Genomic DNA, 16,016 nt, shown 5'->3' with positions numbered 1-16,016 from the left:
GAGGTGGATGCGTTTCAGGCGTCCTGCTTGCCCTCATGAACGATAACAGGCTCGTTCATGACCGGAAAATTGACCGATCGTGCGATGAAGCACATGTCGTGCGCCTTGTGGTGCAGGTCCAGTGCTTTCTCGGCGTCTGACGTAGCGGACAGGGTGACGCGGGGATGAAGCGTTACGGACGTGAACTGCCCAGCGCCGGTGCGGTCTTCTTCCATTTCGCCGGTGGCATGGTCTTCGTATGCCGTGACGACGATGCCAGCCTGCGCACAGAGCCCTAGAAACCAGAGTTTGTGACAGGCCGACAGGGACGCCAGAAGCAGATCTTCAGGATTCCATCGGGCAGGATCTCCGCGAAAAGAAGGATCAGACGAACCTTCAATCGTCGGCTTGCCGGGCGCCATAATATCGTAATCGCGCGTGTAGCTGCGGGCAGAGGATGTGCCGGTTCCGGTATTGCCGGTCCAGACAACGTTCACGGAATAAGTGTGCTGTTTTCCGGCCATGTTTGATCCTGCCTCCTGCTGTCTTCCTGCCCTGACGGCAGGAAGACAGTATGTTCATCGGGCTTTGGGTAATGCAAAGGCCACGACTTCATCGCTGTTGCGCGTTTTTAGCCCACCGTGGCCGCCCACAGCCAGCACGACATATTGCCGGCCGTCTTCCCCCATATAGGTCAGCGGCGTGGCATTGCCGCCGGCGTCCAGTTCCGTCTTGAAGAGCGTATGGCCGTCATGCCCATCAAGAACATGGAAGCTTTGATCGGCCAGCGCGCCCATGAACACCAGACCATTTGGCGTGGTCACGCTGCCGCCCATGGAGAAGACGCTGGTGGGCAGGCCGACTGGCATCCGCAGCATGTTCGTCGGGCCAACATTCTTCGTGGTGCCCAAAGCCCGCTCCCAGATGACTCGACGGTGAACAAGATCAATCGCCTGCATCTTGCCCCAAGGCGGTGCGAGGCAAGGGGCGCCAAACGGGCCAAGCCATGGCTTCACGACGGCCGCGAAGGGCAGGCCATGTTGGGGATTGTTTGTGAAAACAGGCTCTGGATAAGGCTGTGCCCAGTCATGCCAGGATTTGTAGAGCCCTTTGGCAAGAGCTTTTTCCTGTGGCACCAGCGTCATCAGGAACGGAATGAACGTGGTGTTGATATACATGACACCATGCGTCGGATCGATGGTGCCGCCATACCAGTCTGCCACCCCATCAAACGCTGGAAACCCCACGGTGCCCTGCTGGCTCGGCGGTGTGAAAAGGCCCTTGTCCCGCATGGAGCGGAAGGCAATGCGGCAGAACATCTGATCGTATGGGGTCGCGCCCCACATGTCGTCTTCTGTCAGATTAGGGCGGCGCAGATTGGGCATGTCGACGGACAGTGGCTGCGTCGGCGAATAGTGCTCGCCCGGCGTGTCCCCGGCAGGTACCGGCGTTTCCTGAACGTGATAGAATGGGGCTCCGGTTCGACGGTCCAGCACGAAGAGTTCGCCCTGCTTGGTTGTTTGTACCAAGGCGGGGGTTAGGGTGCCGTGGGCATCTGGCAGATCCACCAGAGATGGGCCGACCGGGAGGTCAAAATCCCACAGATCATGATGAACGGTCTGGAAATGCCAGCGCTCTTCGCCCGTCGTGATATCCAAGGCGACAAGGGAGCTGTCATACTTCTCGTCAAAGCTCCGGCGCTTGCCACCGAAATAGTCAGGCGTGGCAATCCCGAGCGGGACGTAAACCATGTTCAGCCCGGAATCGGCCGTATAGACGCCCCAACCATTGGCGGTGCCGCGGGTAAAGACTTCGCCCGGATTCAGGGGTTTGTTGGTCGGTGTGCGGCCCATGTCCCAGGCCCAGGCCAGTTGGCCCGTAATGGCATCAAAGCCACGAATGACGCCGGAGGGCTCGCCAACCGTCTGATCATCATAGACCCAGCCACTCGTCATGATGCGGTTATGTAGCACCATGGGTGGGGAGGTGATGAAGTGAAAGCCGGGTGGAATAGCTCCCATCCCACCCCGGAGATCCACAACGCCATGATCGCCAAAACTCTCGCAGAGTTTTCCCGTGTCGGCATCGACTTCAAACAGGGTTGGAGGGGAGCTGGAATTTGTTGAGACGATGCGATGGGCGCAGTCTGTTCCCGGCGCATTGACGTAGGAAACGCCACGGCAGGCCTGATAGATGTTCTTGCCGAATTCCCCACCCGGCGAATATCGCCAGATTTCCTTTCCGGATGTTGCATCAAGCGCCACGACATCTCGGTGCGGCGTGCAGAAAAACAGCCGGTTGCCGATCTTGATGGGGGTTGATTCAAAGCTGAATTCCCGCCCGCGGGAGTTCTCGCCCGCGCGTGGCAGATCCTTGCTGTGATAGACCCACGCCACTTTCAAGTCGTGTGCGTTGGCGGCATTGATCTGGGTTGGCATGGCAAAGCGGTCTCCGGCCGGAGTGCCGCCATAGAACTGCCAGTCATTGGCAGCCTGTTGGTCCGCGCCCGGAAGGGTCGCACCGGTCTCCCCGGGGAACGGATTGAACTGCTGGTCGCGTGAGGCGGTAATGTGCCATCCGCAGGCAAACACGAAGACAAACAGTGCCGCGCAGAATGCCATGCCGCCTGCAACAACGGGTTTGCCGAAGGAACGACGCTCCGTGCCCTGGAGCAGTCGTCCCGTAATCCATGGACTGAATACCCACAGGCCCATCCCCGCTGGCAGGGCAAGAGGCGGGAGAAGGCGCCAGCCATCAAGGCCTACGCGCCCCAATGCCCAGACAAGCGTATAAAGCAGAAGGGCGGCATAAACTGCGGAAGCACCGGGGTGCAGCCGTATCATCAGAACGCCGGACGTCACCATAAGAACGCCTGCGATGGCGTAGTAGAAAGAGCCTCCCAGCCCAATCAGCCAGAAACCGGGCAAGGCCAGACCTAGGCCGAGCAGAACGAGTAAGATGCCAGTTACAAGGGGCAGGAACGAACTGCGTCTAGGCGTAGGCGGCATGGAATTTTCCTTTGGGGTAACCGAAAGGATTAATCCCGCAGGGGGGAGCGCAGTTTCCTAAAAAAGAAAATAGGGCGTTCTTTTGCGCCCGACTGCTTCAGATCGACTTCAGTGCGCCACCATCAATACGGATCATGCTGCCGGTTATATAGGCAGCACCCGTACTGGCGAGAAAAGCCGCAGTTGCGCCGAACTCTTCGACACTGCCGTAACGTCCAACGGGAATATTGCTGGCCTTTTCTTCCTGAACAGCCTCCGGTGTTTTGCCCGTCTTGCGGGCTTCGGCCTCTGCCAGGAAGTGGGTTCGATCCGTTGTAATATGGCCGGGCAGAAGCATGTTGACCGTCACCCCATAGGGCGCCACTTCCGTCGCAAGTGTTTTGGACCAGCCTGCGAGTGCTGAGCGTAATGTGACGGAGACGCCAAGCCTGATATTCGGCTCAACCACAACAGATGAAGCGATGGTGAGGATGCGCCCCCACCGGCGCTCCTTCATACCGGGCAGTACCGCATCCGTAATCCTGAACAGGCTCAGAACCATGGTTTCAAACTGCTGTTTCCATGTGTCCCCGGAGATGCCCTCGACACCTGATGGAGAGGGGCCGCCGGTATTGTTTACCAGAATGGAAATATCCGGATGCTGCGTGCGGATGGCCTGAACAAATTCCTCAACGGAGGCGCTATTCGACAGATCAACCGGCAGTGTAGCCGTCTGAACGCCGTGCTGACTGGCAATGGCCATGGCAGCCTCTGTCAGTCTGTCACTGGCGCGTGCAGCCAGAACGATATGGACCCCTTCTGCCGCCAGCGCCTCCGCAACGCCCCGGCCTAGGCCGGAAGAGGCGCCGAGAACAAGAGCTTTGCGGCCGGAAATCTGGAGGTCCATATCAAAGTATCCTTAGGGGCGAGGTAAAATTGAGGAAGATGATCGGGTAACGATCAGCGCATCCCCGGCTGTTTCTTGACCGTCTGCCAAAGCGTTTCCAGCGTTTCCAGATTTTGCTCGCCCATTGTTTTACCCTCAGAGGCCAGGCTGGCTTCCATGGCTTCGAAACGGCGCGTGAACTTCCGGTTGCTGCGGCGCAATGCGGCCTCCGGGTCAATGCCCAGCTTGCGTGCCAGACTGGCGACAGTGAACAGGACGTCCCCCAGTTCGTCTTCGATCCGGTCGCGGTCTCCGTCCAGTTCAGCTTTAAGTTCGCCAATTTCCTCCTGAACCTTTTCCAGCACGCCCGACGCATCATCCCAGTCGAACCCGACGCGCGCTGCACGGCGGCACAGTTTGGCGGCTCTGACCAAGGCAGGCAGGTGCTGGGCCACACCAGCGAGTGCGCCATATTCTGCTTTGGCGTGGCGCTCGGTTTCTTTCGTGCGTTCCCACAGGTCTTCGTCGTGTTCTACATCGCTGAAGATGTTGGGATGACGGCGGACCATCTTGTCAGCGATTTTTCCGGCAACGGTTTCGAAGTCAAATTGGCCCTTTTCTTCAGCCATTTGCGCTTGGAATACGACTTGTAGCAGCAGGTCCCCGAGTTCATCCGGCAAGGAATCACTGTCATCCCGGGCGATGGCATCCATCACCTCATACGCTTCTTCTATGGCGAAGGGCGCAATGGTTTCGGGTGTCTGTGCCACGTCCCACGGGCAACCGCTCTGCGGGTCGCGCAGGCGCTTCATGATGTCCAGAAGGCGGTCAATCTGACGGACAGGGTGGGTCTGGGTCATAACAGCTCCTGGGTAATGATCTGGCGTCTGGCCTGACCCCAAAGCATACTCTTTCGTTGCACAGACAGAAAGCACAGAGCGCACGAACCGCTCTCACGGGATGACAGCACCAAGGGTAACGCGATAAGAAGGCCAGCCCGGCTGCTTGGACAGGCCGGACATTTTTTGCAGACCGGATTTTAAATACATGGCCAGGATCTTTATCGACGGAGAAGCAGGAACCACGGGGCTGGGCATCCGCCAGCGTATCGAGGCCCTGCCGGAAAGTTACGGTTTCGAACTGCTATCGATTGATCCGGCTCTGCGAAAAGATGCTGAGGCACGGCGTGCCCTGCTGGCGCAGGCGGATATTGCCATTCTCTGTCTGCCAGACGATGCAGCGCGTGAAACTGTTGCTCTGGCAGAGGGTCTGAACGTCCGTATTCTGGATGCCAGTACGGCGCACCGGATTGCCGATGGCTGGGTTTATGGTCTGCCGGAACTGGATGAAGATCAGGGCGCTCTGATCCGCGGTGCGACCCATGTTGCGAATCCTGGCTGTTATCCGACGGGTGCAATTGCACTGTTGCGGCCGCTGGTTCGCGCTGGACTTGTCCCAGCAGACCACTCCATCTCCATCAATGCCGTATCGGGTTACAGTGGGGCAGGGCGCTCTGCGATCGAAGCGCATGAACGGGATGGCGGCCCGGCATTTTTTCTTTATGGGCTGACGCTGGAGCACAAGCATCTTCCAGAAATCCAGCACTACTCCGGCCTGACGCGCCAGCCGGTGTTCGTACCGTCCGTAGGACACTTTCCGCAGGGCATGATTGTGTCCATCCCGCTTCACCTTGCGGATTTGCCCGGCCATCCGACGCCGCGCGATCTGGAGGCAACGCTTGAAAAAGCTTATCGCGGGTGTGACCATGTCCGGGTTCTGCCGTCTGAACCCAAACTCCTGGCAGATGCGCTGGCCAATACGGACAATATGGAGCTCCGTGTGCACGGTAATGCGCAGGGAGAAAAAGTAGTTCTGACCGCGCGTCTCGACAATCTGGGTAAAGGAGCCTCTGGCGCTGCGATCCAGAATCTGCTTTTGATGCTGGGTCTCTGATTTTCCACGGTTTGGGATTTTTTTTTCACGGTCTGGTCCTTTGCTCAGGAATGCACTAGGGTCTGGGCCGTTCGCGCGAGAGTGGCGGAACGGTAGACGCAGTCGGCTCAAAATCGACCGCCGAAAGGCATGGGGGTTCGAATCCCCCCTCTCGCACCACAAACCGGGCGCACCAGTCTGGCTGCCCCCGAGGACCGTTTAGCCCGGAACGAGCATGTCCAAGCCGACTGTCAGACCTTCCCGCCCGTTCTTTTCCTCTGGTCCGTGCGCAAAACGCCCTGGCTGGTCCCTCTCGGCTCTGGATCAGGCCCTGCTGGGACGGTCACATCGTGCCCCTGAAGGCCGTGCGCGCCTGAAGGAAGTCATCACCCGCTCAAAAAATATCCTAGGCATTCCCGCAGACTGGCGTCTGGCCGTTGTTCCGGCTTCGGACACCGGTGCGGTTGAGATGATTCTCTGGGCGATTGCCGGTGAGCGCGGCATGGATGTGCTGTCTTTTGAAAGTTTTTCCGGAACATGGGCGCAGGATCTGCGGGACGTTCTGAAAATCGAAGATCTTCGCGTGCTGGACGCGCCTTATGGAGAGCTTCCGGATCTGGCGGCTGTAGACTGGTCCCGCGATGTCGTTTTGACCTGGAACGGTACAACGTCAGGCGTTCGCATTCCGAATGCAGAGGCTATTCCCGTCGAGCATGACGGTTTGATCATCTGTGATGCAACATCCGCTGCTTTCGCCATGGACCTTCCGTGGGATCGTCTGGATGTTGTCACCTGGTCCTGGCAGAAGGCGCTCGGCGGTGAAGCGGCTCATGGCATGGTGGCCATCAGCCCCCGTGCTGCCGCTCGTCTGACAGAGGCTTCCCCACGTCCGCTGCCCAAGATTTTCCGTCTGACGGGAAAGAAGGGCCTGCTGGAGGCAGTGTTTGAAGGGGATACCATCAACACGCCCTCCATGCTGTGCGTAGAAGATGCGCTGGATGGTTTGCGGTGGGCAGAGTCTGTGGGTGGTCTCCCTGCTCTCAAGGCGCGTTCGCAAGCCAGTCTGGCCGTCGTAGCGGAATGGGTGGAAAAGACGGATTGGGTGTCCTTTCTTGCGTCCGATCCTGCAACGCGGTCCTGCACGTCAATCTGCCTCAAAATCGTAGCACCTTGGTTCGAGGCCCTGTCGCCTGAATCCCGGGCCAAGGCCGTCAAGCACCTGACCGGGCTGGTCGCGCAGGAAGGTGCAGGCTATGACCTCGCGTCTTATCGAGACGCCCCTGCTGGTTTGCGGATCTGGGGAGGAGCCACCGTTGATGCAGCGGATATTCAGGCTCTCCTTCCGTGGCTGGACTGGGCGTATGAGTGCACGCGCGAGGAGTTTGCTGCATGAGCCTGTATTCCGAGACCCCGAGCGCTGCCCTTCTGCCGTCTGGCTTCTCTGACCTTCTGCCGGGTGAAGCCGAAGCTGAGGCGCGGGGTATTGCCTGCGTCATGGAAGCATTTTCCCGGCATGGCTATGAGCGTGTACGCCCGCCCATGCTGGAGTTTGAAACCTCCCTTCTGAACGGTTCAAGCGGTGCGCTCTCCACTCAGACGTTCCGTCTGATGGACCCAAGCTCTCATCGCATGATGGCCCTTCGGCCAGATATGACGACGCAGATCGCCCGTATTGCCAGCGTCCGCCTTCAGGATGCACCGCGCCCGCTGCGTCTCTCCTATTCCGGAAGCTGTATCGTCATCGGTACTCCGGGACGTGAAGCTGACCGTCAGGTTTCCCAGGCTGGTATCGAACTGATCGGCCCGGATTCTGCACAGGCTGATGCTGAAGTGGTGGCGCTGGGCGCCAGAGCACTTGAGGAGCTTGGCATCAAGGGTGTGTCCTTCGACCTCTCGATGCCAGCTCTGGCTCTGGGCCTGATTGAGACTGCTATTCCTGAAGCTGACCGGGAAGATCTGATTCAGGCGCTGAACCGCAAGGATGCAGCCTCTGTTGCTGAACTTGGCGGCTCAATAGCGGACACTCTCGCGGTCATGCTTCAGGCCGCAGGTCCTGCCAGTCGCGCGCTTGACCTGCTCGCCTCTCTTGATTTTCCGGCGTCCGTCCGTCCGCATTTCGAGCGTCTGGTTGCCTCCGTTGCCGCTATTCGCGAGCGCGCACCGTCCCTGCGTCTGACGGTAGATCCCGTGGATTTCCGCGGATGGCAGTATCATACCGGGCTATGCATCACAGTCTTTTCCACCACCTCGCGTGAAGAGCTGGGTCGTGGTGGACGGTATATTGCGGGTCAGGAGCCAGCCTGTGGTTTGACGTTGCGTCCGCAGGCGCTGTTGCGTGCGGCTCCTGTGCCGCCGTCCCGTCCGCGGTGCTATGTGCCCGTTCGGCTGGAGGATGAGGCTATGGCAGCCCTCCATGCTCAAGGTTTTGCGACGGTTTCTGCACTTGAAGTAGATGCAGAGCCTGATGCCGAAGCGCGCCATCTGCGCTGCACCCATGTCTGGCGGAATGGCGCAGCGCACGCGCTCTGACCCCCAGTTTTTTCTAATTTCTGCTCTGCATACCAAGTCGAGGAAGCCAGCTCATGTCCAACGTCACCGTGATCGGAACCCAATGGGGGGACGAGGGTAAAGGCAAGATCGTGGACTGGCTTGCCAGCCGCGCTGATATCGTTGTCCGTTTCCAGGGTGGTCACAACGCCGGTCATACGCTGGTTGTCGGCGATCAGGTCTACAAGCTGTCACTGCTGCCATCAGGTCTCGTGCGTGGCCAGATTGGCGTGATCGGCAATGGCGTTGTCATTGATCCGAAGGCGCTGATGTCTGAAATTGACCGCGTAACGGCGCAGGGCCTGAAGGTCACGCCGGAAACGCTGTGGATTGCCGAGAATGCTCCGCTGATCCTGCCAGTCCATGGTGCGCTGGATCGTGCGCGTGAAGCTGCTCGCGGGGATCGCAAGATCGGCACGACTGGCCGCGGTATCGGCCCGGCTTACGAAGACAAGGTTGCCCGTCGCGCCATTCGTGTCTGTGATCTGGCCGAGCCCGAGACGCTGGACTGGAAGCTGGACGAAGTGCTTCTGCATCACAACACGCTGCTGGCGGGTCTGGGTGCTGAGACCTTTACGAAGGAAGAACTCAAGGACTTCCTGACGGAATTCACACCGCGTCTGATGTCTTTCGCATGCCCGGTCTGGGACCGTCTGGACGAAGCGCGTCGTGCTGGTCGTCGTATCCTGTTTGAAGGTGCACAGGCCGTCATGCTGGACGTCGATCACGGCACCTATCCGTTCGTGACAAGCTCCAACACGGTTGCAGCCGTTGCTGCGTCTGGCAGTGGTGTCAGCCCGTCTTCCATCGGCTTCGTTCTGGGTATTGCCAAGGCCTACACAACCCGCGTGGGCGAAGGTCCGTTCCCGAGCGAACTGTTCGATGATGTTGGTCGGACGATCGGTGAGCGTGGTCATGAGTTCGGCACTGTTACTGGCCGTCCGCGTCGTTGTGGCTGGTTCGATGCTGTCATGCTGCGTCGTGCAGCCCGCGTTGGTGGCGTCACGGGCATTGCGCTTACGAAGCTGGACGTGCTGGACGGTCTGGAAGAAATCTCGATCTGCGTTGGCTATGAGCTGGACGGCAAGAAGATCGATACCTTCCCATCCGCTCCGGGTGCACAGGCCCGTGTGAAGCCAATTTATGAAACGATGCCAGGTTGGCAGGAAACCACAGCGGGCGCCCGTTCCTGGGGTGAACTGCCGGCACAGGCCATCAAGTATGTTCGTCGCATTGAAGAGCTGATTGAAGCTCCGGTTACGCTGCTGTCCACCAGCCCAGAGCGTGATGACACGATTCTGATGCGTGACCCGTTCGAAGACTGAGTTTTTTCTGAACGGGAAACCGCCGGTCCGTTAACGAAGCCTCAATTCCTGTCCGGCATAGAGTGTCAGACAGGAATTTGATGGAACGGACATGGATTACACTCAGGGAGATGACAGCCCCGAACTGCTGATCGCAGACCGTTACCTGGTGAATGCGAGCCAGAAACAACCTGACCTCAGCGGCTGTCCTGCCTGGGTGGCTCAGGACATTACGGCCACAGGTTCAACCTGGCTGGCTCTGGCACCGTCCATGCCATCTCCCCATTTCTCTGATCTTATGTTTTTCCGGCATGAGAGTGTTATCGGCCTGCATGCCCATGAATATCATGCAGGCTCGCTCTGGGTGCTATGTACGCACCCTCCCGGACCGTCCCTGAAGGACAATCTGGGTGTCTGGTCTGAAAGCCAGATCATTGATGGGGTTATACGCCCTATTGCCGATGCTCTTGAGAAGCTCTCCTCCATGGGGCTGACCTGTCGCGGGATCCGGCCAGATAATCTGTTTGTTGGGCAGGGGCTGCATCAGGTGGTCGTTGGCCCGCTTGGGGTTGCCTGTAATGCAGAAGCGCAGCCTGTCCTGTTCGAGCCTTTGTCCTCCGCAGTCTGTCATCCAACGGCGCGGGGTGGCGGGACGATTGCCTGTGACATCTTCTCATTGGGAGTACTGGTTCTCTCCCTTTGCATCGGGGAACTGCCCCTGAGGGGCATGTCAGATAACGAAATTCTGCAACGACGTTTTGAGGTGGGTTCTGCTGAGGCCTACATGCAGGGGCATAATGTTCCCGCAGGTCTGGTCTCCCTTCTGGAGGCCATGCTTTCAGACAGGCCCGAAAACAGACCCTCTCCCAATGACCTTATAACGATTGCGCCGAGCAAGCTGTTTTCAATCCGGCCTGATATTCCCGCGCGCTCGCCGCTGGTCATTGGCGGTGTGGAGGTCAGAACACCACAGGCACTGGCATGGTATGCCGGGACATATCCTAATGAGTTCCTGTCTCTGCTTCAGCGAAAAATTGTCAGCCAATGGTTACATCGCGAGCTGGAACTGTCGGTCATGTCCAGCCTGATCGAACAGGCTGGAATTGCGTTTTTGCCATCCAGCGGAAACAAAGCCGTCGACCCGACGACAATGGTTGTGACACGGGCTATTGCCATTCTGGACCCTGCCGCTCCAATGTTCTGGGCCGGACACTGGTTCTGGCCATCCGCCATTCCTCATATGTTGGCGTGTGCCGAAGCCGGACGGTTCCCGCCTGAAGAGCAGCGCAATATTCGTGGGATAGCGGGCTTCCTGATGACGAGCCCAGAAGTGTTTGATGTTCCTTCGCTGCCCGCATTGCAGGCAAAGCAGATCAATGATCTCGCGACTGATGCCCGGCGAACAGGTGCCAAGGGAATGGAGCAGATCCGTCGTGTACCTTACGATGTGAATGTCTATCAGCCCTGCCTGTCTTCTCGTTGCCTGAAAGAACGGATCTCGTTGTCAGCGGGTCTGTTGCAATGGCTGGATCGGCACGTTTCGGAACAGGAGCTCTCTGCCGACGACCTGGGGCGTTCAGGTTTTCTGGACGAGCAGATGCGGACCTTTCTGGAAAGTCATTGCGCGCGCCAGGGAATCATCCCACTTGCTCAGTCCCAGAAAGCGGGTCTTCCGTCCTGGCTTTCGGATCTGACGTTGATGGCTGCGGCCCAACGCCGTTTCGACAAGACGCCCCTCAGTACTGTGGCAAAGCGGGCGCTTTCCTTGCTGGAAAACGAGCTTAAGCAATGGCGAAGCAAAACGACGAGAGCAAAGCGTCGTGCCCGGCTTTTTCAGCTGGCCGAAACGGGAAATCTTACGAAGTTTCTTGATAACGTCACTGACCCTGCCGGCTTGCAGCATGATCGCAAGTTGGCTCGACAGGCTGAAGCAGAGATTGCCCATCTTGAGAAAGTTCTCGAGGAGGAGCCTGTCCGCAAAGCTGTCCATGAAAAACAGGCCCGCAATGCTGGAGAGTTCTTCTCACTCTTGATCGGGATTGCTGTCGCGATGACCAGTATCTGGCTGGAGTTTTGTGAATGACCCGCCAGTCAGTGCGTTTGCGCGTGACAGAGGCGAGTTTCAAATGGTGGCACGGCCTCATCCTTGGGCTGCTTTTGGCGTATGTGCCGGGCAGTCTGCTTGTGGGCGGTGTTCTGCTGCTGCCTCTGATCGTGCTTCGATTCATCGATCCGGACGCTGATCGGCAGCGCATCATGATCGTTCTGTTTTATCTGGGGGCTGTCATGGTTCATCCCTTGAGGGAAGCATGGTTGTCTCATGGGGATTGGGAGGCCTGTACCCAGCAAATTATGCAGCCAATGCTGCTTGTGATGGACTGGATGGCCGTTGGTGTGGCGTGGCTTGTCGCGGAAGCGTCTGCCATTGGTGCCAGACTTTGGTATGCGGATTATGTTCGCAGAGAGCGCAGGGCCATCGAAAAGAAGATCGACGCCCTGCGAGAGGAATGGCTGACTTCAGACGGTGAGAGGCAGCCCTGAAAGGGCCGGTATCTTCAATCTTCCGGGGTTTCTTCTTCTGAGGGGGTCTCGACAAGCCGGGAGGCAAGATCTCCCGTAGCTCCACCCACAAGACCGCGCGCATAATCCTGAGCTGAGAACGGGCGCAGGTCTTCGGCCTGTTCGCCGACCCCGACCATGTGCACGGGCAGTTTGAACTGTTCTGCTAGTGCGACCACAATTCCGCCGCGGGCAGAACCGTCCAGTTTGGTCACGATCAGGCCTGTCACGTTCACCAGCTCACGGAACACGCGCACCTGCTCAATGGCGTTCTGACCGGTCGTTGCATCCAGCACCAGCAATACCGAATGCGGGGCGGTTGGGTCGAATTTCTGCATGACGCGGATGATCTTGGCCAGCTCTTCCATGAGCGCGCCCTTATTATGCAGGCGGCCGGCCGTATCGATGAAGAGAAGGTCTTTGCCCTCTTCCGTCGCGCGTTTGATGCCGTCATAGGCGAGGCCAGCAGCATCAGCTCCGTGTTTTCCCGCGATAACGGGCACATCTGAGCGTTGCCCCCAGACCTGAAGCTGTTCGACAGCCGCAGCACGGAAAGTATCTCCCGCCACGAGCATGACGGATTTGCCGTCTTCGCTGTAATGGCGGGCCATTTTTCCGATGGTCGTGGTCTTGCCGACACCGTTGACGCCCACCACGAGAACGACATGTGGCTTCTTCTTCGGATCAGGCTCAAACGGGATCGCAACCGGCTCCAGAACCCGCGCAATTTCTTCGGCGAGGGCATCGCGGATTTCGTCACTGGTGACGTCCTTGCCAAAGCGGGAACTGCGAAAGCTCTCGATAACGCGCTCTGCCACGACAGGACCCAGGTCTGCCGCGATCAGTTCGTCTTCGAGTTCTTCGAGAGCAGCATCGTCCAGCTTGCGATGCGTGAACACAGCTCCGAGCCGTGAGCTCGAGCGTGAAAGACCCTGTTTGAGTCGTGAGAAAAATCCAGCCATTTACGGGAGTTCGGACAGGTCAGGCCTAACGTCAAGCCTGTAGCGTCGATTTCCTGAGAGTAAACGGGTTGTTGGGCGATTGTTTCACACATTTACAGTCCGAAAGCGTTCCAGTTTCTATGGGGGCGTATGGTTCTTCACCCCGGTTTTATGGTGTGAAGCTAAGAGGAATGTCTGGTGTTTGGTCTTTGGAAGAAGACCAAACTCTACCTCAGTGACAGAAGAGGGTTTCCGTCCGACGATCTCCGCTCGCAATGTCAGCGGTGAAGTCGGTGTACGGATCACACCTACCCATTCATTTGAATGTTCAGGCGGCTGCCTTTATCCCCGATTTTGCGCCCGAGTTTAGTTACAACGGTGATGCGGACGTAACGTCTTCCCGGCCTGCCAGTCGTCGGGAGGGGGTAGAGGCCTCTGCCCTAGTACAATCCCGTTATTTGGCTTGAGCGCAACACTGATTTGTCCTGTGCGAGAGCGCGTTATCGGGCGTCGGATCTGGCAAGTTATAGAATTGATGGTGGGTAGGTGATGAACGCCCCGAGTTTCGTCTGGTCGTTCGGCATCCTTGCAGATCGAGGACCTTGGTATGGCGGTTTGCAGGGCCGCTGGCTTAAAGGATACCCACCGGCCTGCGCTCCACAGGAACGTAGCTTGAATATTGGCTTTCGCTTTCCCCAAAACCTGAAACTTGGAGCGGACGTTTTCAATGCGCATGCGTAAGCGGCACAATATGCGTATAACTATCGACTGACACCGGCGTCTGTTGTGCAGAGCGGTACAACAGGTTATTCGCTGGAGCCAGTTTCTGTCCGCTTCGCCCTGACCGCAGGTTTTTAGGCAGGGCTGCGTCCCAGAAGATGCCCTTCTGAGACACTGTAGATCGACAGGGGAATGATGCTCCCTCTGACTGCGGGTGAGGCATCGGCTGCGAAGCGCACGGGCGCAAATTCCGGCGAGTGGCCTCGGTCAGGTGTCTCGATCAGGACGTTCACAGTCTGACCCACAAATTTTTCAAGAAACGTATCGCGGTTCGCCTCGCCAATAGCTCTGAGCTGGGCTGCTCTGGCTTGACGTTCTCCGTTCGGCACCGCGGGCATTCGGGCGGCGGGTGTGCCGGGGCGTTCGCTGTAGGGAAAGACATGCAGGAACGGGATACCCTGCTCTTCGATGAAGGAGAGTGTTTCGTTGAAAAGCGTGTCTGTTTCTGTCGGGAAGCCCGCGATGATATCTGCACCAACACCAATATTCGGGCGGAGTGTGCGAGCATGCTGGAGCATGGACGCGACTTGCGTGGTGGTGTGTCGGCGTTTCATGCGCTTGAGGATGAGGTCGGAACCAGCCTGAAGAGACAGATGCAGATGTGGCATCAGGCGGGGCTCGTTTTCCAGAAGCCACCAGAGGTCCCGATCTCCCGTTTCCGGATCAAGAATGACAGGGTCGACGGACGACAGGCGTAGGCGTTCGATGGCGGGAACGTCCTGCAGGAGCGTCCGGCACATCCGGCCCAGACCTTCGCCATCTGTGCCTTGCCATGAAGCAATATCAACACCCGTGAGAACGATTTCACGATGCCCTGCCTCAGTCAGGGCGCGGGCTCTCGAAATAGCTTCCGTTGTGGGGGTGGAGCGGGAGTCTCCCCGGCCATAGGGAATGATGCAGAACGTGCAGCGATGATCGCATCCCTGCTGGACCTGAAGCAGAGCACGGGCATGCCGTGATGGCGGAAGGCCGGGCTTGCTGTCACCCCATGTGGTGGGCTTGAGCTTGTCAGCATTGGGCACGACCCGCACCACGCCGGGCAGCTCCATCCAGCGCTTGGCGTCAATTTCCGACGCGCAGCCTGTCACGACTATTTTTGCATCCGGGCGCTCGCGGTGAGCGCGGCGGATGGCCTGCCTCGCCTGCCGCTCGGCTGTAGTCGTGACGGCGCATGTATTGACGATGATGGTATCATCCTGCCCGCGGGCGTGATGCGCCATGCCGTCGCTCTCATGCGCGTTGAGACGGCAGCCGAATGTCAGAACGGAAGGGGATGTCACGGAAGCTTGCCATGGAAAACGGTTGTGGCCGGTCCGGTCATCAGGACGTCTCCGTTTTCCTGCCAGGTGATTTCTAGGTCTCCACCGTCCATGGTCACGAGGCAGGTCCGGTCTGCAAGGCCCCGGCGTACGGCGTTCACCACGGCAGCGCAGGCTCCTGAGCCGCAAGCCAGCGTCAAACCCGCACCGCGTTCCCAGACGCGCAGGCGCATGTGGCCGGGCGTGATGAGATCCGCAAATCCGATATTGGCGCGCTGTGGGAAGAGCGGAGACTTCTCAAGAGAGGGGCCGAGGTCTTCTGCGCGCGATACGTCGCCGAAAACGGTCGCATGAGGATTTCCCATGGAGCAGGCGGCTGCATCATGCAGGGGCAGGTGAAGTGTGTCGCAGTTTTTGGACAGCGGCACGTCCTGCCAGCCAATCCGGGGAGCGCCCATATTCACCGTGATGCGATCGCCATTCTGTGACGTGAGGAGAAGTCCGGCCCGGGTCTGGAGAACGGGATTGTTACTAACGAGGCTGGCAACACACCGTGATGCATTCCCGCAGGCGCCGGATTCCGACCCATCAGCATTGAAGAAACGGACCAGAACATCCGCACCTTCCAAGGTTGGAGCAGAGAGCAGGACGAGCTGGTCGCAGCCGATGCCGAAGCGTCTGTCGCACAGGTGCCGGATGGTGGCTTCGTCAAGGGCGGGGTCGGTTTCGCGGCCATCAATGATGATGAAATCATTGCCCAAGCCGTGCATCTTGGTGAAAGAAAGGGTCATGATGGTGCCTCCCATAGAGCATCCTGCGGGTTGACGCACGAGGAACATACC

At 58.5% G+C, this 16,016-nt stretch carries 13 protein-coding genes and 1 tRNA gene; 7 read left to right on the top strand and 7 right to left on the bottom strand.

Features of this window, described 5'->3' with window-relative positions; all coding sequences use genetic code 11:
• Positions 1-14: 14 nt before the first annotated feature.
• The 4 genes from HK24_RS03525 to mazG all read right to left on the bottom strand — a co-directional run bounded on the left by HK24_RS03525 (position 15) and on the right by mazG (position 4,712).
• On the bottom strand, positions 15-503 hold the full coding sequence (locus tag HK24_RS03525) for an OsmC family protein (RefSeq protein WP_086633347.1): 489 nt from the start codon (positions 501-503) through the stop codon (positions 15-17).
• Between the two features lie 54 nt (positions 504-557).
• The gene (locus HK24_RS03520) at positions 558-2,987 is read right to left on the bottom strand and encodes a membrane-bound PQQ-dependent dehydrogenase, glucose/quinate/shikimate family (RefSeq protein WP_086633346.1); all 2,430 of its coding nucleotides are present in this window, start codon (positions 2,985-2,987) and stop codon (positions 558-560) included.
• 97 nt (positions 2,988-3,084) lie between these two features.
• Entirely contained in the window at positions 3,085-3,873 is a 789-nt protein-coding gene (locus tag HK24_RS03515; RefSeq protein ID WP_086633345.1) for an SDR family oxidoreductase, read from the bottom strand.
• Between the two features lie 53 nt (positions 3,874-3,926).
• A complete protein-coding gene (gene mazG, locus HK24_RS03510) occupies positions 3,927-4,712 on the bottom strand; it encodes a nucleoside triphosphate pyrophosphohydrolase (RefSeq protein ID WP_046900823.1) in 786 nt (261 codons plus the stop codon).
• 187 nt (positions 4,713-4,899) lie between these two features.
• Between mazG and argC the strand changes: the two genes are divergently transcribed.
• From argC to HK24_RS03475, 7 genes are all read left to right on the top strand, one after another.
• Positions 4,900-5,805 (top strand): N-acetyl-gamma-glutamyl-phosphate reductase, encoded by a 906-nt coding sequence (gene argC / locus HK24_RS03505; protein WP_046900824.1) that lies wholly within the window; start codon positions 4,900-4,902, stop codon positions 5,803-5,805.
• A 75-nt stretch (positions 5,806-5,880) separates the two neighbouring features.
• Positions 5,881-5,964: transfer RNA gene (locus HK24_RS03500), tRNA-Leu, on the top strand.
• Positions 5,965-6,019: 55 nt separating this feature from the next.
• Positions 6,020-7,177, top strand: a complete 1,158-nt coding sequence (locus tag HK24_RS03495; RefSeq protein ID WP_086633344.1) for a phosphoserine transaminase — start codon at positions 6,020-6,022, stop codon at positions 7,175-7,177.
• Positions 7,174-8,313 carry an ATP phosphoribosyltransferase regulatory subunit gene (locus HK24_RS03490; RefSeq protein WP_086633343.1) on the top strand — a complete coding sequence of 380 codons (1,140 nt, stop codon included), beginning with the start codon at positions 7,174-7,176 and terminating at the stop codon, positions 8,311-8,313. Before HK24_RS03495 ends, HK24_RS03490 begins: the two co-directional genes overlap by 4 nt.
• Positions 8,314-8,366: 53 nt before the next feature.
• Positions 8,367-9,656 carry an adenylosuccinate synthase gene (locus HK24_RS03485; protein ID WP_046900827.1) on the top strand — a complete coding sequence of 430 codons (1,290 nt, stop codon included), beginning with the start codon at positions 8,367-8,369 and terminating at the stop codon, positions 9,654-9,656.
• Positions 9,657-9,747: 91 nt separating this feature from the next.
• The gene (locus HK24_RS03480) at positions 9,748-11,718 is read left to right on the top strand and encodes a protein kinase domain-containing protein (protein WP_086633342.1); all 1,971 of its coding nucleotides are present in this window, start codon (positions 9,748-9,750) and stop codon (positions 11,716-11,718) included.
• Positions 11,715-12,176, top strand: coding sequence for a hypothetical protein (locus HK24_RS03475; protein WP_086633341.1), 462 nt, complete (start codon positions 11,715-11,717; stop codon positions 12,174-12,176). Before HK24_RS03480 ends, HK24_RS03475 begins: the two co-directional genes overlap by 4 nt.
• 14 nt (positions 12,177-12,190) lie before the next feature.
• Here the strand turns inward: HK24_RS03475 and ftsY are convergent, their stop codons facing one another.
• From ftsY to dapF, 3 genes are all read right to left on the bottom strand, one after another.
• Positions 12,191-13,156, bottom strand: coding sequence for a signal recognition particle-docking protein FtsY (gene ftsY / locus HK24_RS03470; RefSeq protein ID WP_086633340.1), 966 nt, complete (start codon positions 13,154-13,156; stop codon positions 12,191-12,193).
• A gap of 833 nt (positions 13,157-13,989) precedes the next feature.
• On the bottom strand, positions 13,990-15,195 hold the full coding sequence (locus tag HK24_RS03460; protein WP_086633339.1) for a MiaB/RimO family radical SAM methylthiotransferase: 1,206 nt from the start codon (positions 15,193-15,195) through the stop codon (positions 13,990-13,992).
• Entirely contained in the window at positions 15,192-15,965 is a 774-nt protein-coding gene (gene dapF, locus HK24_RS03455; RefSeq protein WP_086633569.1) for a diaminopimelate epimerase, read from the bottom strand. Before dapF ends, HK24_RS03460 begins: the two co-directional genes overlap by 4 nt.
• Between the last annotated feature and the right edge of the window lie 51 nt (positions 15,966-16,016).

This window comes from Gluconobacter sp. DsW_058, from assembly GCF_002153615.1.
In the GTDB taxonomy this organism is placed as follows: Bacteria; Pseudomonadota; Alphaproteobacteria; order Acetobacterales; family Acetobacteraceae; genus Gluconobacter; species Gluconobacter cerinus.
Note: the sequence above shows the minus strand (reverse complement) of the source record. Positions and strands in the feature narration are given on the sequence as shown.